This is a genomic window from Mesorhizobium sp. M0571 (genome assembly GCF_040320985.1).
In the GTDB taxonomy this organism is placed as follows: Bacteria; Pseudomonadota; Alphaproteobacteria; order Rhizobiales; family Rhizobiaceae; genus Mesorhizobium.
In genome coordinates this window covers 44,343-67,840 of record NZ_JAMYQT010000007.1, presented here as the reverse complement: position 1 = coordinate 67,840, position 23,498 = coordinate 44,343, and the positions used below count along the sequence as shown (strand labels likewise).

General features: G+C 63.9%; 22 protein-coding genes and 1 tRNA gene. 16 read left to right on the top strand and 7 right to left on the bottom strand.

What is annotated here, in order from left to right; translation table 11 throughout:
• The first annotated feature begins 6 nt into the window (after positions 1–6).
• Entirely contained in the window at positions 7–978 is a 972-nt protein-coding gene (locus NKI85_RS11090) for an alpha/beta fold hydrolase (RefSeq protein ID WP_352776740.1), read from the top strand.
• 20 nt (positions 979–998) lie between these two features.
• Here the strand turns inward: NKI85_RS11090 and NKI85_RS11085 are convergent, their stop codons facing one another.
• The 3 genes from NKI85_RS11085 to NKI85_RS11075 form a co-directional block, all read right to left on the bottom strand.
• Complete coding sequence (locus NKI85_RS11085) at positions 999–1,508, bottom strand: DUF1579 domain-containing protein (protein WP_352524631.1); 510 nt, start codon at positions 1,506–1,508, stop codon at positions 999–1,001.
• A 101-nt stretch (positions 1,509–1,609) separates the two neighbouring features.
• Positions 1,610–2,383 carry a histidinol-phosphatase gene (gene hisN / locus NKI85_RS11080; RefSeq protein ID WP_352524633.1) on the bottom strand — a complete coding sequence of 258 codons (774 nt, stop codon included), beginning with the start codon at positions 2,381–2,383 and terminating at the stop codon, positions 1,610–1,612.
• Positions 2,384–2,730: 347 nt separating this feature from the next.
• A complete protein-coding gene (locus NKI85_RS11075) occupies positions 2,731–3,672 on the bottom strand; it encodes an N-formylglutamate amidohydrolase (protein ID WP_352524634.1) in 942 nt (313 codons plus the stop codon).
• A gap of 153 nt (positions 3,673–3,825) precedes the next feature.
• On the opposite strand from NKI85_RS11075, the gene cpdR reads away from it, so the two are divergent.
• Together cpdR and NKI85_RS11065 are read left to right on the top strand one after the other, a co-directional pair.
• Positions 3,826–4,188, top strand: a complete 363-nt coding sequence (gene cpdR, locus NKI85_RS11070; protein WP_006199474.1) for a cell cycle two-component system response regulator CpdR — start codon at positions 3,826–3,828, stop codon at positions 4,186–4,188.
• 104 nt (positions 4,189–4,292) lie between these two features.
• Positions 4,293–4,367, top strand: a tRNA-Val gene (locus NKI85_RS11065).
• A gap of 90 nt (positions 4,368–4,457) precedes the next feature.
• Here NKI85_RS11065 and fcl read toward each other — a convergent pair.
• Together fcl and NKI85_RS11055 are read right to left on the bottom strand one after the other, a co-directional pair.
• Positions 4,458–5,420 (bottom strand): GDP-L-fucose synthase, encoded by a 963-nt coding sequence (gene fcl / locus NKI85_RS11060; protein ID WP_352524635.1) that lies wholly within the window; start codon positions 5,418–5,420, stop codon positions 4,458–4,460.
• A 165-nt stretch (positions 5,421–5,585) separates the two neighbouring features.
• Positions 5,586–6,740 (bottom strand): dihydrodipicolinate synthase family protein, encoded by a 1,155-nt coding sequence (locus NKI85_RS11055; protein ID WP_352524636.1) that lies wholly within the window; start codon positions 6,738–6,740, stop codon positions 5,586–5,588.
• Positions 6,741–6,983: 243 nt separating this feature from the next.
• Here NKI85_RS11055 and NKI85_RS11050 point away from each other — a divergent pair, with 243 nt between their 5' ends.
• The 13 genes from NKI85_RS11050 (at position 6,984) to NKI85_RS10990 (ending at position 21,694) form a co-directional block, all read left to right on the top strand.
• A complete protein-coding gene (locus NKI85_RS11050; RefSeq protein WP_352524638.1) occupies positions 6,984–8,039 on the top strand; it encodes a LacI family DNA-binding transcriptional regulator in 1,056 nt (351 codons plus the stop codon).
• Positions 8,036–9,052 carry a Gfo/Idh/MocA family protein gene (locus NKI85_RS11045; RefSeq protein WP_352524639.1) on the top strand — a complete coding sequence of 339 codons (1,017 nt, stop codon included), beginning with the start codon at positions 8,036–8,038 and terminating at the stop codon, positions 9,050–9,052. The genes NKI85_RS11050 and NKI85_RS11045 overlap by 4 nt, the downstream gene beginning before the upstream one ends.
• Entirely contained in the window at positions 9,049–10,650 is a 1,602-nt protein-coding gene (locus NKI85_RS11040; RefSeq protein WP_352524640.1) for an acyl CoA:acetate/3-ketoacid CoA transferase, read from the top strand. The genes NKI85_RS11045 and NKI85_RS11040 overlap by 4 nt, the downstream gene beginning before the upstream one ends.
• Positions 10,643–11,419, top strand: coding sequence for an enoyl-CoA hydratase/isomerase family protein (locus NKI85_RS11035; protein WP_352776739.1), 777 nt, complete (start codon positions 10,643–10,645; stop codon positions 11,417–11,419). Before NKI85_RS11040 ends, NKI85_RS11035 begins: the two co-directional genes overlap by 8 nt.
• A gap of 25 nt (positions 11,420–11,444) precedes the next feature.
• A complete protein-coding gene (locus NKI85_RS11030; protein WP_352776738.1) occupies positions 11,445–12,956 on the top strand; it encodes an aldehyde dehydrogenase family protein in 1,512 nt (503 codons plus the stop codon).
• A 59-nt stretch (positions 12,957–13,015) separates the two neighbouring features.
• Entirely contained in the window at positions 13,016–14,269 is a 1,254-nt protein-coding gene (locus NKI85_RS11025) for an ABC transporter substrate-binding protein (protein WP_352524643.1), read from the top strand.
• Positions 14,270–14,421: 152 nt separating this feature from the next.
• Positions 14,422–15,381: a carbohydrate ABC transporter permease gene (locus NKI85_RS11020; RefSeq protein WP_352524644.1), complete on the top strand. Its 960-nt coding sequence runs from the start codon at positions 14,422–14,424 to the stop codon at positions 15,379–15,381.
• Positions 15,378–16,322: a carbohydrate ABC transporter permease gene (locus NKI85_RS11015; RefSeq protein WP_352524645.1), complete on the top strand. Its 945-nt coding sequence runs from the start codon at positions 15,378–15,380 to the stop codon at positions 16,320–16,322. The genes NKI85_RS11020 and NKI85_RS11015 overlap by 4 nt, the downstream gene beginning before the upstream one ends.
• Positions 16,323–16,326: 4 nt before the next feature.
• Entirely contained in the window at positions 16,327–17,442 is a 1,116-nt protein-coding gene (locus NKI85_RS11010; protein ID WP_352524646.1) for an ABC transporter ATP-binding protein, read from the top strand.
• A gap of 5 nt (positions 17,443–17,447) precedes the next feature.
• Complete coding sequence (locus NKI85_RS11005) at positions 17,448–18,968, top strand: GMC oxidoreductase (protein WP_352776737.1); 1,521 nt, start codon at positions 17,448–17,450, stop codon at positions 18,966–18,968.
• Positions 18,965–19,726, top strand: a complete 762-nt coding sequence (locus NKI85_RS11000) for a 3-ketoacyl-ACP reductase (RefSeq protein ID WP_352524648.1) — start codon at positions 18,965–18,967, stop codon at positions 19,724–19,726. The genes NKI85_RS11005 and NKI85_RS11000 overlap by 4 nt, the downstream gene beginning before the upstream one ends.
• A gap of 12 nt (positions 19,727–19,738) precedes the next feature.
• Positions 19,739–21,367 (top strand): GMC family oxidoreductase, encoded by a 1,629-nt coding sequence (locus NKI85_RS10995; protein WP_352524649.1) that lies wholly within the window; start codon positions 19,739–19,741, stop codon positions 21,365–21,367.
• 15 nt (positions 21,368–21,382) lie between these two features.
• Positions 21,383–21,694, top strand: a complete 312-nt coding sequence (locus tag NKI85_RS10990; protein ID WP_352524650.1) for a Dabb family protein — start codon at positions 21,383–21,385, stop codon at positions 21,692–21,694.
• Here NKI85_RS10990 and NKI85_RS10985 read toward each other — a convergent pair whose 3' ends face one another.
• Positions 21,695–22,540: an EamA family transporter gene (locus NKI85_RS10985; protein ID WP_352524651.1), complete on the bottom strand. Its 846-nt coding sequence runs from the start codon at positions 22,538–22,540 to the stop codon at positions 21,695–21,697.
• A 7-nt stretch (positions 22,541–22,547) separates the two neighbouring features.
• On the bottom strand, positions 22,548–23,462 hold the full coding sequence (locus tag NKI85_RS10980; RefSeq protein ID WP_352524652.1) for an endonuclease/exonuclease/phosphatase family protein: 915 nt from the start codon (positions 23,460–23,462) through the stop codon (positions 22,548–22,550).
• Positions 23,463–23,498 lie beyond the last annotated feature (36 nt).

The following is a 23,498-nucleotide window of genomic DNA, read 5'->3' as shown; positions in this document are numbered from 1 at the left end:
CACCGTATGACCGATCTCTTCCACCAGACCCCGCCCTTCCATGAGACTCCAGGCAATCCGCTGCCGGAAAACGCAGTCGGCGGCTTCTTCACCACGCGCGACGGCAAGAAGATCCGCTATGGGCTGTTTGCCGCGGTCAGCCGTCCGATGAAGGGCACCGTGGTCGTCCTGACCGGCCGCAACGAGTGCATCGAGAAGTATTTCGAGACTATTCGCAACCTTGCCGACCGGGGCTTCGGCGTGGCGAGCCTTGACTGGCGCGGCCAGGGCGCTTCCGACCGGCTGATCGGCGACCGCCAGCGCGGCTACGTCAGGAGCTTCTTCGACTATACCGGCGATCTGGAGCAGTTCTTCGAGGAGATCGTGCTGCCCGATTGCCGGGGACCCTACTACATACTGGCCCATTCGGCCGGGGCGGTGATTGCGCTACTCGCTGCGCCCTCAATGGCGAACCGCGTGCGCCGCATGGTGCTGATCGCGCCGTTCTTCACCGTACCCGACCTGCCGGCTTCGATAAAAACCGTTCGCCGCATCTGTTCGCTGTTCTGTCTGCTCGGCCTTGGCCGACTCTATGCCGCATGGGGTCCGCGGCCGAAGGAAACAGTGCCCTTCGCCATAAACAAGCTGACCAGCGACCCGGCGCGCTATCGGCGCAACACGCTGATCTATGAAACCTATCCGCAGCTGGCGCTCGGCGGGCCGACGATCCGCTGGCTGAGGGCGGCGACGGAGGCGTCCTTAATCGTCAGCGACCCGAATTTCATGGCCAAGATCCAGGTTCCCTTGCTGATGATCGCCGCCGGCGCCGACCAGGTCGTCTCGACCAGGGCAGTCGAAGCCTATGCCAGACGTCTGCGTGTCGGCTCGTTGCTGATGATCGACGGCGCCCGCCATGAGATCCTCCAGGAAGCCGACCTCTATCGCGAGCAGCTGCTTGCGGCATTTGACGCCTTCATCCCCGGAACCGGGGACGTCTGAGCCACATACCTTGTCCGGCTTCAGGCCATGCGGGCAAAATCCATGATCCAGTTGGTCTCCCATGTCTTGCCGCCGTCCGGCGAAAAGGCCTGCTCCCAGCGTGCCGACCTGTCCGTGATCCGCGACCACAGGAAGCGGACCTGGATCGGCTGGCCGTCGAAGACATCTTCGCACAGGAACGTGCCGACGCCCGCCACGAAAGTGCCGCGCATCGGAACATCGATGGTCGACGGATTGCGGCCGTCGATCCACCAGATCGACCATTGCCTCGCCGCCGGGTCGAAGGTCCGCAGGGTGGCGGCGCGATAGGGCCCGCCGGGCAATTCAATCCAATTGTCGTCGACATTGCCGAGGCCGCCAAGGATCGCCCGCACGTCGCACGTGCCGCCAAACACATCCCAGTTGCTGTCGCCCTGCAGCCGCTTCTGCAACCTTCGATGGCCGACGGTCCAGCGCCCGAAGAAGAAGTCGAAATCGCTCCGCCCGTCCGCCGGAGCATCGGAATGGCTGGCTGCTGGCTGCCTCGGCATCTATTGTCCTCCCCGCTGACAGCGTTCCATAGCGCATGCCAACTGACATCATCCTGTTAGGAGGTATGGCAACGATCTCGCCTGGGCAGCAATGCCCAATCTCAGCCGCGCAGCGCCGCCATTGCTGCCGCGTGCAGCTCCGGTGTCGCCGCCGCCAGGATGTCGCCGCCCTTTTCCGCCGGCCCGCCTTCGAAGGTGGTGACAACGCCGCCCGCCTTCTCGATGATCGGGATCAGCGCCACGATGTCGTAGGGCTTCAATCCGGGATCGGCGACGATATCGACGCTGCCCGCCGCCACCATGGCGAAGGCGTAGCAGTCGGTGCCGTAGCGGGCGAGTTGGACCTGTTTCTCGAACAGGTCATAGCGCAGACGCGCGTCGCCCTTGAACAGAGCCGGCGTGGTGGTGAACAGCGTCGCCTCGGCGAGATTTGTCGTCTTGCGCGTCGTGAGTTTTCGCGGGCCGCCCGGGCCCTCATAATGCGAGCCGGAGGCATTGGCGTAGAACAGCTCGCCGGTGAAGGGCTGCGACATCATGCCGGCGACGGCATCGCCGTCGACCGTCAGCCCGACCAGCGTGCCCCATACCGGCAGGCCGGAAATAAAGGCGCGTGTGCCATCGATCGGATCGATCACCCAGACATGCCGGCTGGAGATGTTTTCGCTGCCATGTTCCTCGCCGAGAATTCCGTGATCGGGGTATTGCGCGTTGATCAGCGCCCGGATGGCGCGCTCGGCCTCACGGTCGGCCTCGGTGACCGGGTCGAAGCTGCCATGCTCCTTGTTGGCGACCGCGCCCTGATTGCGGAAGCGCGGCAAGGTCTCGGCTGCGGCGGCACGCGCAATGCGCCGCATGAACTCGATGCTGATGTCCAACTGATTCTCCCGCTCCAGCATGTCTGAGATGCCCGTTTGCCCCATGGTTTTATGCCGAAACAAGGGGGTTTTTTGCCGAAACAAGGGCGTTCAGAGACTTTCGCGCAGTGTCAACTGTTGCTCAAATGCAACGCAGTCATCACGGAAATGCAATTTCCACTTCACAGTGAATTAAAAAGCCGGAACGCGCCTTGACATTTGTGCAGCGCACAATACGTTTGTTCTCGGACAGGGGTTCCTGTCCATGCCCTCCTTGGGCGTTTCCTCCCTAGACTTCGACCGTGTCGTGCAAACGATACGGTCTTTTTTTACGCTGCCTCATGAGCGGCGAATGCCGCGATTCGGCGCTATTCGGCAGCCAACGGCAGATCGACGAAATGGTGATCCGGCATCGCCATCAGCTCGGCCGAAAACCGTGCCAGGTCGTCGGCGAGCGCATCGAACCCGGCCGACTTTTGGAACGTCCGCTCGTTCATGTAGAGCCCGCGATTGACCTCGATCTGCAGCGCATGCAGATGCCGCACCGGACGGCCATAATGCTCGGTGATGAAGCCGCCGGCGTAGGGCTTGTTGTGGGCGACGCTGTAGCCCATGCCGGTGAGCAGGCCGATCGCCGTCTCGGTCAACGCCGCCGCGGCGGAGATGCCGAAACGGTCGCCGACGATGAAGTCCGGCCGCAATCCGCTGTCGCCAACTCTTATGCTTGCCGGCATCGAGTGGCAGTCTATCAGCACGGCGTAGCCGAAGCGCGCATGCGTTCTGGTCAAGAGCCGCTTCAGCGTCTCGTGATAGGGCTTGTAGACCGCTTCGATGCGCGCGACGGCTTCTGCCAGCGGCAAGCGGCCGGAATAGATGTCAAGCCCCTCGCCGACCAGCTTGGGCACGGTGCCGAGCCCGCCGGCCACCCGCGCCGAGCGGATGTTGCAGAAGGATGGCACCGGTTCGGCGAACATGCGCGGGTCGAGTTCCCACGGCTCCCGGTTGACGTCGAGATAGGCGCGCGGGAAGTTTGCCGCCAGCATCGGCGCCCCGAGCGCGACGGCACCGCCGAATAATTCCTCGACATAGCAGTCCTCGGAGCGGCGGATGGCGTTGCGGTCCAGCTTGGCCATCGCCATGAACCGGTCCGGATAGTAGCGGCCGCTATGCGGCGAGTTGAAGAGGAAGGGAACGCGCTGTTCGGCGCCCGATCGGATTTCGAAGGGTGGAACGACCGAAAAATCCTCGGCTGCCGTTTTCAATTTGAACGAACCCGGAAATACCAATGCATCATGATAGGAAAGTGCCACCTCGCCGCCCGCATGTCCAGCCGCCGAAGCGCAAGCCAAAACAGGATTGTGCGCCCAACGTTCACTTGATGTTTACCGTCGCCTCCTCATATACAGCATGGTTAACGGGCTTGCCGAACGGCATTGTCGGTTGGGTGATTCGGACGGGACAAGATGGCACGCATTCTGCTGGCGGAAGACGACGACGACATGCGCCGGTTCCTCGTCAAGGCGCTGGAGCGCGCCGGTTATCAGGTCAGCGATTTCGACAATGGCGCCAGCGCCTATGAGCGGCTGCGCGAGGAACCCTTTTCGTTGCTTCTGACCGACATCGTCATGCCGGAGATGGATGGCATCGAGCTCGCCCGCCGCGCCACCGAGATCGATCCCGACCTCAAGGTGATGTTCATCACCGGCTTTGCCGCCGTTGCGCTGAACCCCGATTCCAAGGCGCCGAAAGACGCCAAGGTACTATCGAAGCCGTTCCATCTGCGCGACCTCGTCAACGAAGTCGAAAAGATGCTGCAGGCCGCCTGACGCGCTTTTGTCGCGTCTTTAACCGACGCGACAAGCCGGTCATTCTTTCCCTTTTCCCGCTATTGACGCGCTGAACCAAAAATGGTGTATGCGCGGCTTCGGATGGGCGTGTAGCTCAGCGGGAGAGCACTGCATTGACATTGCAGGGGTCACAGGTTCAATCCCTGTCACGCCCACCATCCAGATAATCCGTCAATTGGCCGTCAGTATTCTCATCGGCGGGCGTTTCCGGCTCATCAGTCCTGATGCCGAGCTCGCCAATACCAGCCTCAGGCAGCGCCGAGGCGGAGATCGCCGGTTTCGACGTGCTCAAGAAACCAGGCATAGGTCTGTTCCAATCCGCTGCGCAGTGAGTGGCGCGGGCGCCAGCCGGTGGCGAACAGGCGCGACACGTCCATCAGCTTGCGCGGCGTGCCGTCCGGCTTCGTCGGATCGAATGTGATTGTGGCATCGGCGCCGGCGACCGACACGATGGTGCGGGCAAGGTCGGCAATGGTGATGTCTTGCCCCGAACCGACATTGATGTGGCTGTCGCCCGCATAATTCTTCAGCAGCCAGACCAGAGCGTCGGCAGCGTCGTCGACATGCAGGAACTCGCGCATCGGCGTGCCCGAGCCCCACACCTCCAAGGTCTTGCGGCCGGCGCGCCTGGCCTCGTGCGCCTTGCGCATCAGAGCGGGCACGACATGGCTGGAATTGAGGTCGAAATTGTCGCCCGGACCGTAGAGATTGGTCGGCATCGCCGAGATGTAGTCGACGCCGTATTGGCGCCGATAGGCCTGGCACAGTTTCAGCCCGGCGATCTTGGCGATCGCATACCATTCGTTGGTGGGTTCGAGCGGGCCGGTTAGCAAGGCGTCCTCGGAGATCGGCTGCGCTGCGAATTTGGGATAGATGCAGGAGGAACCGAGAAACAGCAGCTTCTGCACCTCGTTACGAAAGGCGCTCTCGATGACATTGTTCTGCATGACGAGGTTGTCCTGCAGAAAATCGACAGGAAGCCTGTTGTTGGCCAGGATACCGCCGACCTTGGCCGCCGCCATCACCACCGCATCCGGCTTGTGGTCGGCCATCCAGCGCCGCACGCCGGCCTGGTCGAGAAGATCGAGCTCGGCGCGCGAGGCGGTCAAGACCTCGCAATCCTCGTCGGCCAATCTGCGCAGGATGGCCGAGCCGACCATGCCGCGATGTCCGGCCACGAAAACGCGCTTGCCCTGAAGGTCGAAGGTCATCAGCTTACCCCAATGCAGAACGGCAGCTATGCCAGTTGGCCGGCAGAGCGCCGGATCGGCTTCTCTGCCTGCCGGACGCATACCGCATACAGATTTGCCCAGACAAGGCAAATCGCAAAACCACCCAAACCAGGCTTATGGATCGCACGCTGCAACGTCTTGCAATCAGACGCCCGCTACCGCGCAGAGGCTTGTCATTCTGGCGATGGCGAGTTCCGGCTCGGCCAGCAACCCCGCCTGATCGGCAAGTCGAAAGACATCGGCATAGTGACGGATGCCGCGCGCCGATTGCATGCCGCCGACCATCGAAAAATGCTCCTGGTGGCCGTTCAGCCATGCCATGAAGACGATGCCGGCCTTGTAATATTCGGTCGGCGCCTCGAAGATTTTGCGCGACAGCGGCACTGTCGGGGCCATCAGCGCGTCATAGCCGGCGCGGTCGCCGGCGGCCAGCTTTGCCAGCGCCGCATTGGCGACCGGCGCGATGGCATCGAAAATGCCGAGCAGCGCGTGCGAATGTCTCTCGCCGTCCCCGGCGATCAGCTCGGGGTAATTGAAGTCGTCGCCGGTGAACATCACCACGCCGTCGGGCAGCCGGTCCCTGAGCGCGATCTCCTTGCCGGCATCGAGCAGCGATATCTTTATGCCTTCGACCTTGCCGGCATGGTGTCCGACGAGCGCGACCACCGTATCGAGCGCGGTCTCGAAATTCTTGCTCCCCCAGTAGCCTTTCAGCGCCGGGTCGAACATGTCTCCCAGCCAGTGCAGGATCACCTTGCCGGACGCCTGGGACAGGATGCGGTCATAGACGCCGATATAATCCTCGGGACCCTTGGCGACCGCCGCCAGCGCCCGGCTGGCCATCATGATCGCCTTGCCGCCAAGGCCTTCGATGAAGCCGAACTGCTCTTCATAGGCCGCGACGACATCGTCGAGCGTGCTCGCGGCCCCCGGCGCCAGATGGTCGGTGCCGGCGCCCGACGCGAGATCGGCGCCATCGACGCTTCGCGCCTCGATAATCGAGCGGCGGATCAGTTCCCTGGCGTTTGCCCAGTCGAAACCCATGCCGCGCTGTGAGGTGTCCATCGCTTCGGCGACGCGGAAGCCGAGCCGCCACAGATGATGGCGAAACGCCATCGTCTTGTCCCAGTCGACCGCGGGCCTGGACCACGGATCGTTCATGGCGAGCGGATTGGCGACAACATGGGCGGCAGCGTAGGCGATGCGCGAGAACCGCGCGCCGGCCACGGGCTGCACCGGCTGGCCGACGAGCCGGTAGCGGGTGCCGCGGCCGCCCTCCCCGGGCAAGGTGATGTCCATGGCTCCTCTCCCTTCACGGCTGCTTAAATGGAACGTTCCAATAAATCAAGATATTTTGTTGCCCTGTCTCGCACGGGCTGGATTGCTGCATTGCAGCGGGAGAAGCCCTGTGCCGTGCCGAATTCCGCCTGCAGATTATGCATTTCTCCGAATTCCCAAAAACGCGATTGACTCAAATCCACAGCAGGGATTAGAACGTTCCAATAAATTCATACAAGAAGCCGACCGGGAGGACGCATCTGGATGGCCAGCCGGGCCAAAGCAACGATACTCGACATCGCCCGCGAGGCGGGCGTGTCCAAATCGACGGTATCGCTCGTGCTGCAAGGCAGCGGGCTGATCCGGCCTGAGACCGCGCTCAAGGTGCGCAAGGCGATCGAGGATGTCGGCTATGTCTACAACCGCGGCGCCGCCAATCTGCGCAAGGCCCATTCCAACGTCATCGGCATGGTCATCAACGATCTCACCAATCCGTTTTTCGCCGAATTGGCGGTCGGCATGGAGCGCGTCTTCCAGTCGGCCGGCATTGTGCCTTTCATCGCCAATACGGCTGAAAACCCGGTGCGCCAGGAAGAGGTGCTGAAATCGCTGATGGAGCAGGGTGTCGCCGGGCTCGTCGTGTCGCCGGCGCGCGGCACCACACCTGGCGCGTTCCGCCGCCTTGAGACCGCAGGCGTTCCGGTCGTCTTCGTCATGCGCCGCCTCCCCGAAAGCCGCATCCCGGTGATCACGCCCGACAATCATCGCGGCGCCTATCTTGCCACAGCCCATCTGATCGGCAAGGGCCACCGCCGGCTGGCCTTCTTCGGCGGCTCGTCCGACCTTGTCGTCTACCACGAGCGGCTGGGCGGCTTTCGCGCGGCCTGTGAAGCGCTCGGCATCACACCGGCCGACAGGCTCGTCTTCGAGGGCGAAACCAGCCGCAAGGGCGGCATAGCCTGCCTGGAAACCGCACTCGCCATGGCCGCGCCGCCGACCGCGGCGCTTTGCTTCAACGATGCCGTCGCCTTCGGCGTCTTGCTGGCGCTGCGCAAGCGTGGCCTGGAACCCGGTGTGGATTTTGCCGTCGTCGGCTTCGACGACGTCGCCGAGGCCGAGCACTATATGCCGGCGCTGACCAGCGTCTCGGTGAACACCGCCGGGCTCGGCGAGCGCGCCGCCCATGTCGTGCTGAAGATGATCCAGTCGCGCACCACGCGCGCCGAGGATCATATCGGCGCCGTCAACCTCGTGGTCAGGGAAAGCTGCGGCCCCGATCGCGATGGAACTCGGCGTGCGGGAGTGGGGGACGCGGCATGACCGTCCGATGGGGATTGATCGGCGCCAGCACGATCGCAAGGCAATTCATGATTGGCGCCATCCGCGCGCAGCCGGACGGCGAGATCGCCGCGGTGATGAGCTCCAGCCCGGAGCGCGCCGCCACCTACGCCAGCGAAAACCGCATTCCGGCGGCGGTCTCGGCGCTCGACACCCTGCTCAAATCCGACATCGACGCCGTCTACATCTCGACCACCAACGAATTGCATCTCGAACAGGCACTCGCCGCCATCGAGGCGGGAAAGCATGTGCTTTGCGAAAAACCACTGGCGCTGACCAGCGCCGACGCCCGCAAGATGGTCGCCGCCGCCAGGGCTGCCGGCGTCGTGCTCGGCACCAATCACCATCTGCGCAATGCCGGCTCGCATCGGGCGATGCGCGCAGCGATCGCCGCCGGCCGCATCGGCAGGCCGATCGCCGCACGCGTCTTCCACTCTGTCTATCTGCCGGAAAACCTGCAGGGCTGGCGCATCACCAGGCCGGACGCCGGCGGCGGCGTGGTGCTCGACATCACCGTCCACGATGCCGACACGCTGCGCTTCGTGCTCGGCGACGATCCGGTGGAGATTTCGGCCTTCACGCAATCGGCCGGCATGGCCGCCGGCGGGCTGGAAGACGGTGCCATGTGCCTCTGGCGCTTCGGACGGGGCGTCATCGCCCAGTCGCATGAGGGCTTCACCACCAAATTCGCCGGCACCGGCTTCGAGGTGCATGGCAGCGAAGGCTCGCTGATCGCCAGGGACGTAATGACGCAGAAGCCGGTCGGCTCGATGTTGCTGCGAACGGCAACGGGCGAGGAGGAATTGAGCTTCGACCGCGAAGACCTCTATGCCCGTTCGCTGCGCCAATTCCATGCGGCGATCCGCGGCGAGGGCCAGCCTTCCGCCACCGGCGAGGACGGCGTCTGGTCGCTGACCGCGGCCGAAGCGGCATTGCAGTCGGCCAGGTCCGGCAAGGCCGTTGCCATCGACCCGAAGCTCGGGAGTGCTGGGTGAGCAAGCTCGTCTCCGCGGCTGAGGCTGCCGGTCTGATCAGGGATGGGATGGTCGTTTCCGTGTCGTCGTCGAGCGGCCTCGGCTGCCCGGATGCGGTGCTTGCTGCTATCGGCGAGCGCTTCGACGCAGATGGGCATCCCAAGGATATCACGACGCTGCATCCGATCGCCGCCGGTGACATGTACGGCATCAAGGGCATCGATCACTTAGCCAAGCCCGGCCTGCTGAAGCGCACTTTGTGCGGCTCCTATCCGTCCGGGCCGTCCTCGTCCGAGCCGCCGCAGATCTGGAAGATGATCGGCGACAATACGGTCGCCGCCTACAACGTGCCGTCCGGTATCCTGTTCGACATGCATCGTGAGGCCGCCGCCAAGCGCCCCGGCGTGCTGACCAAGGTCGGGCTCGACACCTTTGCCGACCCGCGCCACCAGGGCTGCGCCATGAATGCTGCCGCCAGCGAGCCGATCGTTTCGGTGCAGCAGTTCGATGGCGAGGAGTGGCTCTATTTCCGCTCGATCGTACCTCAGGTCGCGATCATTCGCGCCACCACCGCCGACGAGCGCGGCAACCTCACCTATGAGCATGAAGGCGCCTATCTCGGCGGCCTCGAACAGGCGCTGGCCGCCCGCAACAATGGCGGTATCGTCATCGCGCAGGTCAAGCGCGTCGTCGAGAACGGCACGCTGAAGCCGCACGATGTGCGCGTGCCCGGCGTGCTGGTCGACCATATCGTCGTGGCACCCGACCAGTTGCAGACGACGCTGACGCCCTACGATCCGGCCATCTCCGGCGAGATCTTCCGGCCGCTGTCGAGCTTTCGCAACGCCGAAATGAATGTCCAGAAGGTCATTGCCCGGCGCGTCGCCATGGAGCTTGCCGACGGCATGGCGGTCAATATCGGCTTCGGCATCTCGGCCAATGTGCCGCGCATCCTGCTCGAGGAAGGCCAGCACGGCAAGGTCACCTGGGTCATCGAACAGGGCGCGGTCGGCGGCGTGCCGCTGCTCGACTTCAAGTTCGGCTGCTCGTCGAACGCCGACGCCTTCATGCCCTCGCCACACCAGTTCATCTATTTCCAGGCTGGCGGCTTCGACGCCTCGCTGCTGTCCTTCCTGCAGATCGACCGCCACGGCTCGGTCAACGTCTCCAGGCTTTCGGCGCGGCCGCATGTCACCGCCGGCGCCGGCGGCTTCGTCGACATCACCGCGCGGGCGAAGAAGATCGTCTTTTCTGGTTTCTTCAATGCCGGCGCCAAGCTGTCGCTGGACGATGGCGGCATCCGCATCGACCAGGAAGGCAAGGTCAAGAAAGTCGTCGGCGAGGTCGAGCACATCTCATTCTCCGGGAAGCGTGCCGTCGCCCAGGGACAGGACATCACCTATGTTACCGAGCGCTGCGTGATGAAGCTGACGCCGGCAGGGCTGATGGTGACCGAGCTGGCGCCAGGTGTAGACTTGGAGCGCGATGTGCTGGCGCAGGCCGAGATCCCACTCGCCGTCGCCAACGATCTGAAGACGACGCCGGAGGCGCTCTACCGGGACCGGCCGATCGGCCTGTCGCTCAATGGCGGCGCCTCGCTTGGAGGCGCGCATGGCTGAGCGTCTCGTCACCTTTGAAACTGACGGCGCCATCGGCATTGTCACGCTGCGCCGGCCGGAGAAATTCAACGCGCTCGACATCCCGATGCTGCGGGCGCTCGAAGAAGCACTCGACGAGGCCGAGACGGCGGAAGGCGTCCGCGTCGTGCTGATCTGCGGCGAGGGCAAGGGCTTTTGCGCCGGTGGCGACGTCGAGGCTTGGGCAGCCATGAGCGCTGTCGATTTCCAGGTGCAATGGGTGCGCTACGGTCACCGCGTCTTCGATCGGCTGGCGCGGCTGCGGCAGCCGACGATCGCCGTGCTTGCCGGCCATGCGCTGGGCGGTGGGCTGGAACTGGCGGCTGCATGCGACTTCCGCGTAGCGGAAACACAGGTGAAGCTGGGTTTCCCCGAGACCTCGATCGGCGTCGTTCCCGGCTGGTCCGGCACACAGCGCGCCGTGCGCCGCTTCGGCGCACAGGCGGTGCGGCGGATGGCGCTCGGCGGCGAGGTGTTTCTGGCAATCGAGGCGATGACTCTGGGGATCGTCGACCGGGTGGTTGAGACCGGTAAGGCGTTCGCCGAAGCCAGGGCCTGGGCCGGCAAGATCGCCGAGCGCGGGCCGCTGGCGACCGAGGCCGCCAAGCTGATGATTGCCATTGCCGAAGGCGAAGAGAGTGCTGCCGCGACCGAAGCGCTGGCCAGCGGCTCCATCGCGCTGACAAGCGATCTCAGGGCCGGCGTCGAGGCTTTCAAAGCCAAGCAGAAGCCGGCGTTCTCGAGATCATAAAATGCGAGCAGAACCTGGAAATCACATGAACGCGCCCCTCAACATTGCTATGCCCGCCGAGGCAGCCGCAGCGCCGAAAAGCTACCGGTTGCTGATCGACGGCAAGTTCGTCGATGCCCAGGACGGCCGCACGCTGGAGCGCAGCAGCCCCGGCCACAGCTTCACCGTTTCGCGCTATGCGCAAGCCGGCGCGGCGGATGTCGAGGCGGCGGTACAGGCCGCGCACAAGGCCTTCGAGACCGGCCCGTGGCCGCGCGTGAAGGCCGGCGAGCGCGCCGCGATCCTGCTCAAAACGGCAGACCTGATCGAGGCGCGGCTCGAGGACATTGCCCGGCTCGATGCACTGGAATCCGGCAAGCCGATCGCCCAGGCGCGCGGCGAGATCGGCGGCGCCGTCGACATCTGGCGCTATGCCGCGGCACTCGCCCGCACGCTTCAGGGCGAAAGCTACGCCAATCTCGGCGATGCGATGCTCGGTGTCGTGCTGCGCGAACCGATCGGCGTCGTCTCGATCATCACGCCGTGGAATTTTCCCTTCCTGATCGTCAGCCAGAAACTGCCCTTCGCGCTCGCTGCCGGCTGCACGGCGGTGGTCAAGCCGAGCGAAATGACGTCGGCCTCGACGTTCGTTCTCGGCGAGATCCTGATGCAGGCCGGTCTGCCGGACGGCGTCGTCAACATCCTTGCCGGGCTGGGCACCGATGTCGGCGCACCGATGGTCAGCCACCCGCTGGTCGAGATGGTGTCGTTCACCGGCTCCACCCGCGTCGGCAAGATGACCATGGCGTCTGCCGCCAACTCGCTGAAGAAAGTCTCGATGGAGCTCGGCGGCAAGAACGGCCAGATCGTCTTTCCCGATGCCGACCTCGAAGCCGCCGCCGACGCGGCGGTATTCGGCGGCTTCTTCAACGCCGGCGAATGCTGCAATGCCGGCAGCCGGCTGATCGTCCATGAGGCGATCGCCCACGAGTTCCTCGGCGCAGTAAAGGCGCTGACTGCCAAGGTGACCGTCGGCGACCCGCTCGACGATCGCACCAAGGTCGGCGCGATGATCTCCGCCGACCATGTGGCCAAGGTCACCGGCTACGTGACGGCAGCGGAAAACGAGGGCAGCCGGATCTATAGCGGCGGCAAGCAGCTTGCTTCGAGCGCCGGCCAGTATCTTGATCCGACCATCGTTCGCGACGTCACCGAAGACATGGCCATTGCGCGCGAGGAAGTGTTCGGTCCGGTGCTCTCGGTGCTGACTTTTGAATCGATTGAAAGGGCGTTGCACATCGCCAACAACACGCCCTATGGTCTGTCGGCGGGCGTGTGGAGCGCCAGCATCGATACCTGCATGTCGGTGGCGCGGAATGTGCGTTCGGGAACCGTTTGGGTGAACACGTTCATGGAGGGTTATCCCGAGCTGCCTTTCGGCGGCTACAAGCAGTCCGGTCTCGGACGCGAACTCGGCAAGCGCGCCGTCGAGGATTATACCGAGGAAAAGACAATCCAGTTTCATCGCGGCCAGCGCACCGGATGGTGGGTCGGCTGAGTTGGGAAGAACCCGGTGGGCATCCGCCGGTCGTGTAAGTTCAACAAGGGAGGAAGTACATGTTGCGCAAACTGCTTATCGGGACGGCTCTCGCATCGGGCGTTGCGTTCGCGGCCCATGCCGAGGACGTCAAGGAAGTCCAGATGCTGCATTGGTGGACGTCGGGCGGCGAAGCTGCCGCTCTGAACGTGCTCAAGCAGGATCTGGCCAAGGAAGGCTTTGCCTGGAAGGACGTGCCGGTGGCCGGCGGTGGCGGTGACCCCGCAATGGTTGCGCTGAAGGCAATGGTGGCTGCAGGCAATCCGCCGACCGCCTCGCAGATGCTCGGCTACACCGCGCTCGACTATGCGGCGGCCGGCAAGATGGGCGATATCACCGCTATCGCCGTCAAGGAGGGCTGGGACAAGGCTGTTCCCGCGGCGCTGCAGAAGTTTACCGTCTATGACGGCAAATGGGTCGCGGTGCCTGTCAACGTCCATTCGGTCAACTGGTTGTGGATCAACAAGGCTGTGATGGACAAGATCGGCGGCACCGAGCCGAAGACCTTCGACGACCTTATTGCGCTGCTCGACAAGGCCAAGGCGGCCGGCGTCATTCCGCTCGCCCTCGGTGGCCAGAACTGGCAGGAAGCCACCATGTTCGACTCGGTCGTGCTGTCGACCGGCGGACCTGAGTTCTACAAGAAGGCCTTCAACGACCTCGACGACGCATCGCTCAAGTCCGACACGATGAAGAAGTCGTTCGACAACCTCGCCAAGCTGGTCACCTATGTCGACCCGAACTTCTCGGGCCGCGACTGGAACCTCGCCACCGCCATGGTCATCAAGGGGGATGCCCTGGTTCAAGTCATGGGCGACTGGGCCAAAGGCGAGTTCCACGCCGCCAACAAGATCCCGGGTACCGATTTCCTGTGCTACCGCTTCCCGGGCACCGACGGCAGCGTCGTCTACAATTCCGACGTGTTCGGCATGTTCGACGTATCTGACGACCGCAAGGCCGCCCAAGCCGCACTTGCCACCGCCACTTTGTCGAAGAGCTTCCAGTCGGCCTTCAACGTCGTCAAGGGCTCGGTTCCGGCCCGCACCGACGTACCGGACACCGACTTCGACGCCTGCGGCAAGAAGGGCATCGCCGACCTTAAGGCCGCCAACGAGAAGGGCACGTTGTTCGGTTCGCTGGCCCAGGGCTATGGCGCCCCGCCCGCGATCGCCAATGCCTACAAGGATGTCGTGACCAAGTTCGTCCACGGCCAGATCAAGACCTCGGACGAGGCCGTGACCGAACTGGTCAAGGCGATCGACGACGCCAGGTAAGGCCACGCACGAAAAAGACCTTCCCCGCTCCGGCGGGGAAGGTTCCAATCCGCAGATATGGTCGACCACGCGGTCGATCAAAACCCCGTCTGCACCGGGCCGTCTTCCCGCTTGGCGGTGAAAGCACGGACGACCCAGAACGGGAGGAGCTCATGAGTACGGTTGCGACAAGCCAGATCAAGCTGACGCCGGAGCACAATGCTCGTCCGCGCGCCTCGGTGCGTTCGCGCCTGCAGGATGCGCTGCCGAAGATCGTGCTGGCGCCGAGTTTCGCCATCACCATCGTCTTCGTCTACGGCTTCATCCTGTGGACGATCTATCTGTCCTTCACCAATTCCAAGACCTTCCCGTCCTATGCCATCACCGGCCCGCGCGCCTACCAGCGGCTGTGGCGTTGGACCTTCGACATCGACCCGCCATCGAGCTGGTACACGTCGATCACCAATATGGGCATTTTCGGCTTTCTCTACATCTTCATCTGCCTGGCGCTCGGCCTGTTCCTGGCCATCCTGCTCGACCAGAAGATCCGCGGCGAAGGCATGTTGCGGCCGATCTATCTCTACCCGATGGCACTGTCCTTCATCGTCACCGGCGTTGCCTGGAAATGGTTCCTCGACCCCGGCCTTGGCCTCGAGCAGACGCTGCACCAATGGGGCTGGACGAGCTTCCATTTCGACTGGATCAAGAACAAGGATTTCGTCATCTACACGGTGGTCATCGCCGGCGTCTGGCAGGCGTCGGGCTTCATCATGGCGATGTTCCTGGCCGGTCTGCGCGGCATCGACGGCGAGATCATGAAAGCGGCGCAGATCGACGGCGCCACTACCTTCCAGCTCTACCGCCGCATCGTCATCCCGCTGCTGCGGCCCATTTTCCTTTCGGCCTTGATCGTGCTCGCGCATCTCGCCATCAAGTCCTACGATCTGGTCGTCGCGCTGACCAGCGGCGGGCCTGGCGGCTCGGCCTGGCTGCCGTCGAACTTCATGTATGAATACACCTTCAAACGCAACGAAATGGCCGTCGGCTCGGCCAGCGCCGTGATCATGCTGATGACCATAACCGCGATCATCGTTCCCTACCTCTACTCCGAGCTCAGGGAGAAGCCGCGATGAGCGCCTTGGCAACGCCTGCCCGCCAGGGCACTGGCGGTATCAGCGCCAGGACTATTAATCGCATCGTCATCTACGGGCTGCTGGCGCTGTTTGCGCTGTTCTACCTGATGCCGCTGTTCGTCATGCTGGTGACCTCGTTCAAGACCATGGACGAGATACAGAACGGCAACATGCTGGCGCTGCCGCAGGCGCCGACCTTCGCACCCTGGATAAGGGCGTGGAGCGAAGTTTGCTCGGGTCTCACCTGCGTCGGCATGAAGGGCTATTTCTGGAACTCGATCAAGATGGTGGTTCCGGCCGTCATCATCTCGACCCTGCTCGGCGCGCTCAACGGCTATGTGCTGACGAAGTGGCGCTTTCGCGGGGCGACGCTGGTGTTTGGGCTGATGCTGTTTGCCTGCTTCATCCCGTTCCAGTCGGTCCTCTTGCCGATGGCAACGATCCTCGGCAGCTTCGGCCGGTTCGGCGTCAAGCTGCAGAATGCGACCGGCCTTACCTTCGGCTTCGGCAATCCGACCGTGAACCTGGTGTTCGTCCACGTCGTCTACGGCATCGGCTTCACCACCCTGTTCTTCCGCAATTATTACGAAGCGTTTCCGAACGAGCTGGTGAAGGCGGCGCAGATCGACGGCGCCAGCTTCTTCCAGATCTTCCGGCGCATCATGCTGCCCAACTCGCTGCCGATCATCGTGGTGACGGTGATCTATCAGTTCACCAACATCTGGAACGACTTCCTCTTCGCCTCCGCCTATGCCGGCTCCGGCGACGTGATGCCGATGACGGTGGCGCTGAACAACGTCGTCAACACCTCGACCGGCGTCGTCGAATACAACGTCAACATGGCGGCGGCGATGATCGCCGCGCTGCCGACGCTCCTCGTCTATGTGCTCGCCGGCCGCTATTTCGTGCGCGGCCTGATGGCTGGCGCCGTTAAAGGATAATCGGATGGCTTTTCTGGAAATTGATGGGCTGAAGAAGCGCTTCGGATCGGTCGAGATCCTGAAAGGCATCGACCTCGACCTCGAAAAGGGCGGCTTCCTCGTGCTGGTCGGGCCTTCCGGCTGCGGCAAGTCCACGTTGCTCAACACCATTGCCGGCCTGGAAACCATCACCGAAGGCGAAATTCGCGTCGACGGACGCACGATCAACGATCTCCACCCCTCCAAGCGCGATATCGCCATGGTCTTCCAGAGCTACGCTCTCTATCCGAACATGACGGTCGCCGGGAATATCGCCTTCGGCATGGAGATGCGCGGCGTGCCGGCCGGCGAGCGCCAGAAGGCGATCGACAAGGTGGCGAAGGTCCTGCAGATCGGCCATTTGCTGAAGCGCAAGCCAAGCCAGCTTTCCGGCGGCCAGCGCCAGCGCGTCGCCATGGGCCGGGCGCTGGTGCGCGATCCCAAGCTGTTCCTGTTCGACGAGCCGCTGTCCAATCTCGACGCCAAGCTGCGCGTCGACATGCGCATCGAGATCAAGCGCCTGCACGCCACCACCGGCACCACCATCGTCTACGTCACCCACGACCAGATCGAGGCGATGACGCTGGCCACCAAGATCGCGGTGATGCGCGACGGTGAGGTACAGCAGTTCGGCACGCCGGCCGAAATCTATAACAATCCGACCAACCTGTTTGTTGCCGACTTCATGGGCTCGCCGGCGATGAACCTGATCCCGGCGACGATCGGCAGCAACGGCAGCGGCTTCTCCGTCGTCCTGGAGCGTGAGGCTCGCCAGCCGATCTCGCTGCCGCTGGCCAATGCGCCGGCCGGCCTGTCGGCATTCCAGGGAAAACCGATCATCTTCGGCGTCCGCCCCGAAGCACTGACCGATCCCGAGGGCGCCGAACGCAACGCCTCGAACATCGCCAGCGCCGACTGTCACATCGAGGTCATCGAGCCGGCCGGCTCGGATACTTTCGCGGTCACCAATCTCGGCGGCAAGGCGGTGGTGGCGCGGCTGCGCGCCGACGCCAATATCCAGCCGGGCACGGTCACCCCGCTCGCCTTCAACCTGACCAAGGCGGTGTTCTTCGATCCGGCGACCGAGAAACGCATCGTCTGACGACCATGACAAATCCAGACATCGTCATCATCGGCTCCGGCATAGGCGGCGCCACGATCGCCTCCGGCCTTGCCGGCAGCGGCGCCTCGATCCTGATGCTGGAGCGCGGCGAACCGCTGCCGGCGACGCCGCACACGCGCGACACCCGAGCCATCTTCGTCGATGGTCATTATCGGCCGAAGGAGATGTGGCTCGAGGCCGGCGGAGCGCCTTTCAACCCGGGCAATTACTACTATGTCGGCGGCAATTCGAAATTCTACGGCGCTGTGCTGATCCGCTACCGCAGGGAAGACTTTTCGGAGATGGAGCACTATGGCGGCATCTCGCCGGCCTGGCCGTTCTCCTATGAGGAATTCGAACCCTGGTATTCCAAGGCCGAGCAGCTTTTCCGCGTGCGCGGTGCACTCGGCGAAGACCCGACCGAGCCGTTCCACTCGACGCCCTACCCTTTCGGGCCGGTACCCGACGAGCCGCCGATCGCGCGTGCGCGCGCCGAGTTGAAGAGCCTGGGCCTGCATCCGGCATCGCTGCCGCTCGGCGTCGACATCGAAGCCTGGCTGAAAGACGGCAGCACGCCGTGGGACGCGTTTCCTAACACCGGGACCGGGAAGATCGACGCGCAATCCGGGCCGTTGGCGGCTGCCCTTGCCGACAAGGACATCAGGCTCGAGACCGGCGCCCATGTCGAATATCTCGAGGCATCGCCGGACGCCAGGACGATCGAGACCGTCCATTACCGCCAGAACGGTGCGCTGAAGAAAGTCGCGCCGAAGCTGGTCATCCTGTCGGCCGGCGCGGTCAATTCCGCCGCCATCCTGCTGCGTTCGCCTTCCCCTTCTTCCAAGGGCAAAGGAGGTGGCAAAGGCTTGGCCAACCGTTCCGACCAGGTCGGCCGCAACTTCATGAACCACAATTCGAGCGCCATGCTGGCGATCGATCCGCGCCGCAGGAACAAATCCGTCTACCAGAAGACGCTGATGCTGAACGACTATTATCTATCCGACGGCAAGGGCGGCAAACCGCTCGGCAACGTCCAGCTTCTAGGCAAGATCGACGGCAACATCCTCAAGGCCAATGTCAGGCGCGCGCCCAAATTCGCGCTGGATTTCATGGCCGGCCACGCCGTCGACTGGTATTTGATGTGCGAGGACCTGCCCGATGCCGAAAGCCGCATCATGGTCGATGGCACGGACATCGTCATGCAGTGGCGGCGCTCCAACATGCAGTCGCTCGACGGGCTGACCAAGGTGATGCGCGAGAATTTCCGCGCCTGCGGCTATCCGATCGTGCTGTCGCGGCCGTTCGACAAGCGCACGCCCTCGCATCAGTGCGGCACGGTAAAGATGGGTAACGATCCGGCGACCTCGCCACTCGATCCGTTCTGCCGCTCTTTCGACCACACCAACCTTTTCGTCGTCGATGGCGGCTTCCTGACGAACTCGGCCGCGGTCAATCCGGCGCTGTCGATCGCCGCACAGGCGCTGCGCGTCGCCGACCACATCCGCAAGACGGAGTTCGCAACATGAACCGCCCGGCAGCGATCGTCACCGGCGGTGCGCGCGGCATCGGCCTTGCCTGCGCCGAGGCGCTGGCCAGCGCCGGCTTCGATATTCTGGTGGCCGACCTTGCCGACGAAGCCGCCGACGGGCTCGCCGCCGACATCACCGCGCGCGGCGCGAAATTCGCCTATGTCAGCAGCGACATCGCCAAACTCGACGACCACGCCGCGCTGGTCGATGCTGCAACAGGCGCCTTCGGTCGCATTGACTGCCTGGTCAACAATGCCGGCATCGGCGCCGTCGAACGCGGCGACCTGCTGGAGCTCAAGCCGGAAAATTTCGACCGGGTGCTCGGCATCAACCTGCGCGGCACCGTGTTCCTCAGCCAGGCCGTTGCCAAAGCGATGCTCGGCCAGCCGAGCGTTGGTGCGAGATCGATCATCACCATCACCTCGGTCAGCGCCGCGATGGCTTCGCCAGAACGTTCCGATTACTGCATTTCCAAGGCCGGGCTTTCGATGTGGGTGAAGAACCTGGCGCTGCGCCTTGCCATCGAAAACATCGCCGTGTTCGAAGTGCGGCCGGGCATCATCCGCACCGACATGACCGCGGGTGTCACCGCCAAATATGACGGGCTGATCGACGGCGGCCTGGTGCCGGCAATGCGCTGGGGCGAAAGCGAAGATATCGGTGCCGCCGTGGCGGCGCTCGCCAGCGGCAAGCTCGGCTTTTCGACCGGCTCGATCATCAATGTCGACGGCGCGCTGTCGGTGCCGAGGCTATGAACAGGTGACGCCATGACCGACTACATCATTGTCGGCGCCGGTCCGGCCGGCTGCGTGCTTGCCAACCGGCTGAGCGAAGATCCGTCAAATTCGGTGCTGCTGCTCGAAGCCGGCGGCAAGGACTGGCATCCGCTGATCCACATGCCGGCCGGTTTTGCCAAGATGACTAAGGGGATCGCCTCCTGGGGCTGGTCGACCGTGCCGCAAAAGCACATGCAGGACCGCGTCTTCCGGTACACGCAGGCCAAGGTGATCGGCGGCGGCTCATCGATCAACGCCCAGATCTACACGCGCGGCAACGCCCGCGACTACGACGCCTGGGAAAAGGAAGACGGCCTTGCCGGCTGGGGCTATCGCGACGTGCTGCCCTACTTCAAGCGCGCTGAGAACAACCAACGTTACGCCAACGATTTTCACGGCGACCAGGGCCTGCTTGGCGTGTCAAACCCGATCGCGCCGCTGCCGATCTGCGAGGCCTATTTCCGCGCCGGGCAGGAGCTGGGCATTCCCTTCAATCCCGACTTCAACGGCGCCAGCCAGGAGGGTGTCGGCTATTACCAATTGACGCAGAAGGACGCAAAACGCTCTTCGGCCTCGGTCGCCTATCTCAGGCCGATCCGCGAACGCAAGAACCTGACGGTCAAGACAGGCGTGCTGGTGACGCGCATCGTCATCGACAAAGGCCGCGCCGTCGGCGTCGAGATCGTCGACAGGCCGGGCGGCCAGCCGGCGATCCTGCGCGCCGAACGCGAGGTGATCGTCTCGTCCGGCGCCATCGGCTCGCCGAAGCTTTTGCTGCAGTCGGGCATCGGCCCGGCCGACCATCTGAAGTCGATCGGCGTGACACCGGTGCACGATTTGCCCGGTGTCGGCTCCAACCTGCAGGATCACCTCGACCTGTTCGTCATCGCCGAATGCACCGGAGACCACACCTACGACAACTATGCCAAGCTGCACTGGACGGCGTGGGCCGGCCTGCAATATCTGCTCCTGAAGAAAGGCCCGGTGGCTTCCAGCCTGTTTGAGACCGGCGGCTTCTGGTACGCCGATCCGACTGCCGCCTCTCCCGATATCCAGTTGCATCTCGGCCTCGGCTCCGGCATTGAGGCCGGCGTCGAGAAGCTGAACAATCCGGGCGTGACACTGAACTCGGCCTTCCTGCGCCCGCGCTCGCGCGGCACGGTGCGGCTGAACAGCGCCGATCCGTCCGACCGCCCGCTGATCGACCCGAACTACTGGTCCGATCCCTACGACCGCGACATGTCGATCAAAGGCCTCAGGCTGGCGCGCGAGATCATGCGGCAGAAGGCGCTTCAGCCTTATGTGCTGCGAGAGGTGCTGCCGGGACCTGCCTTGCAGAGCGATGACGAGCTGGTCGACTATGCCTGCCGCAGTTCCAAGACCGACCACCATCCGGTCGGCACCTGCCGCATGGGCCATGACGCGATGGCCGTAGTGACGCCTGACCTAAGGCTGCGCGGCATCGAGGGTTTACGCGTCTGCGACGCTTCGGTGATGCCGCGCATCCCCTCCTCCAACACCAACGCGCCGACCATCATGGTTGGCGAAAAGGGCGCCGATCTGATCCTTGGTCGCGAGCCGCTGCCGCCGGCCCTCTTTTCTGGAAACCGTGCGGCGTAATCGAAGGGACAAAAAATGATCAGGCACTGTGTTTTCGTCAGATTCCGCAACGACGTTGCCGACGCCGAGCGCGCGGCGGTCCATGCCGATCTCGAAGCGCTGCGGCGCGTGATCGAGGGCATGGAAAAGGTCGAGTTCAGCCCCAATGCCAGTCCCGAACCCTTCGCCCGCGGCTTCACGCACGGCTTCACCATCGACTTTCGCGATGCCGCGGCACGCGACGCCTATCTCGTGCATGAGGCGCATGAGCGAGCCGGCGCAAGACTGGTCGCGGGGCTTCAAGGCGGCACGGACGGGCTGATGGTGTTCGACCTGGAGATTGCGTAACTACCCGAGCCTGAGCGCGACCACGCCGGCGACGATGCTGAGCACCGCCGCGCCTCGCCATCCCGTCATCTTCTCGCCCAGCGCGAACACCGAAATCATCATGGCGAACAGGATCGATGTTTCGCGCAGCGACGCCACCGAGGCGATCGGCGCCTTGGTCATCGCCCACATCACGATCCAGTAGGCGGCGCCACTGAGCACGCCGGTATAGGCTCCCGCTCTCCAGTCGCGCGCCAGCACCGGCAGCGCCTCCGGCCCGCGGAAGACGACGCACAGCACCAGCGCCCACAGCGCATCGCAGACGAACAACCACGCCGCATAGCTCGACGCGGTGGCGGCGAGCCGCGCGCCACTGCCGTCCGACAGCGTGTAGCTGGCGATGAAGATCGATGTGCCCAGCGCGAAGCCGACGGCGCGCAGGTTCAATCTCTCCAGATGTGCGCCGCCGCGAAACGACAGCACCAGCGTGCCCGCCGACAACAAAACGATGCCGACGATGGCGAGCGGCGCCGGCATTTCGGCAACCACCACAATGCCTCCCAAAGCGGCCAGCAACGGCGCGGTGCCGCGCGCCAGCGGATAGGTCTGGGCGAAATCGCCGGCCTTGTAGGCGCCGATCAGGAACGTCCTGTAGCCCATGTGGAAGATCACCGAGGCGAGGATAAAGGGCCACACCTCCGCCTTCGGCACCTCGACAAAAGGCAATGCCACAAGTGCCACGGCGCCCATGCCGAGCGTCATCAGCGTGATCGACAGGAACCGGTCGAGATGGACCTTGACCAGCGCGTTCCAGATCGCATGCATGGAAGCGGCGGCAAGCACCGCGAAAAAGACAAATAGGCTCATCGCCGGTTCATCCGCTGCCGGTCCCGGTGGCGATCGGCGTTTCCAGGTCGATGTCGACCCTGAGCGGAAAATGGTCGGAGGCGATTTCGCCAATATCGGCACTGACCGAGCGCACGCGCCCGGCAAAAATGCCGCCGACGAAGCAGTGGTCGAGCCGGCGCTTTGCCAGCCTGCCGTCGATGGTCTTCACATGGGTGTGGAAATCCGTTGTCGGTTCGATGGCGACGGCGGCGGCATCGACGAAACCGTCGAGATAGGCGGCACCACGATGATAGGGCGTGCTGCCGACGATGCGCCGGTATTCGGCGCTGTCCGGCTCCATGTTGAAGTCGCCCATCCAGATCGCCGCCAGCGGGTTTTTCGGCTCCGGCTCGCCATTGCTCCACTTGCGCGCCGGCTCATCGTCGGTGCCGCTCCACGGGCCGCCTTCGGACGGCGCGCGGCGATGCTCGGCGAGCAGGTAGTCGATCTGCTCAAGCCGCTCCTCGGCGGCGATATGCGCCAGATGCAGCGAGAAGAACCGCACCGGGCCGGCAGGGGTGCTGATCATGCATTCGAGTGCGGCATTGCGGGTGTTGAGCGGACGCAGCGTGCGCCTGAGCGGCAGCGTGTGCAGCCGCGACCAGACGACCGGCAGCTTCGACAGCACCATGGTGCCGAATTGCCGCCGCCGGTTGACGATGCGGCCTTCATGCCGTTGGCTGGCTTCCATGTCGAAGGCCGGCCCATAGACCCAATAATAATCGGGCAGCAATTGCGAAAGAAGTTCCGGCTGGTCGTCCTCGTTGCTGCGCAGCCAGTGGCGCTCGACTTCCTGCAAGGCGATGATGTCGGCGCCGGCGACGACATTGGCACAGCGCGCTAGGTCGTAGCGGCCATCGCTGCCGAAGCCGTATTGGATGTTGTAGCTGACCAGCTTCATTGCTTATCCGGCTCAATTTCCTAGTGGCAGTAGCGG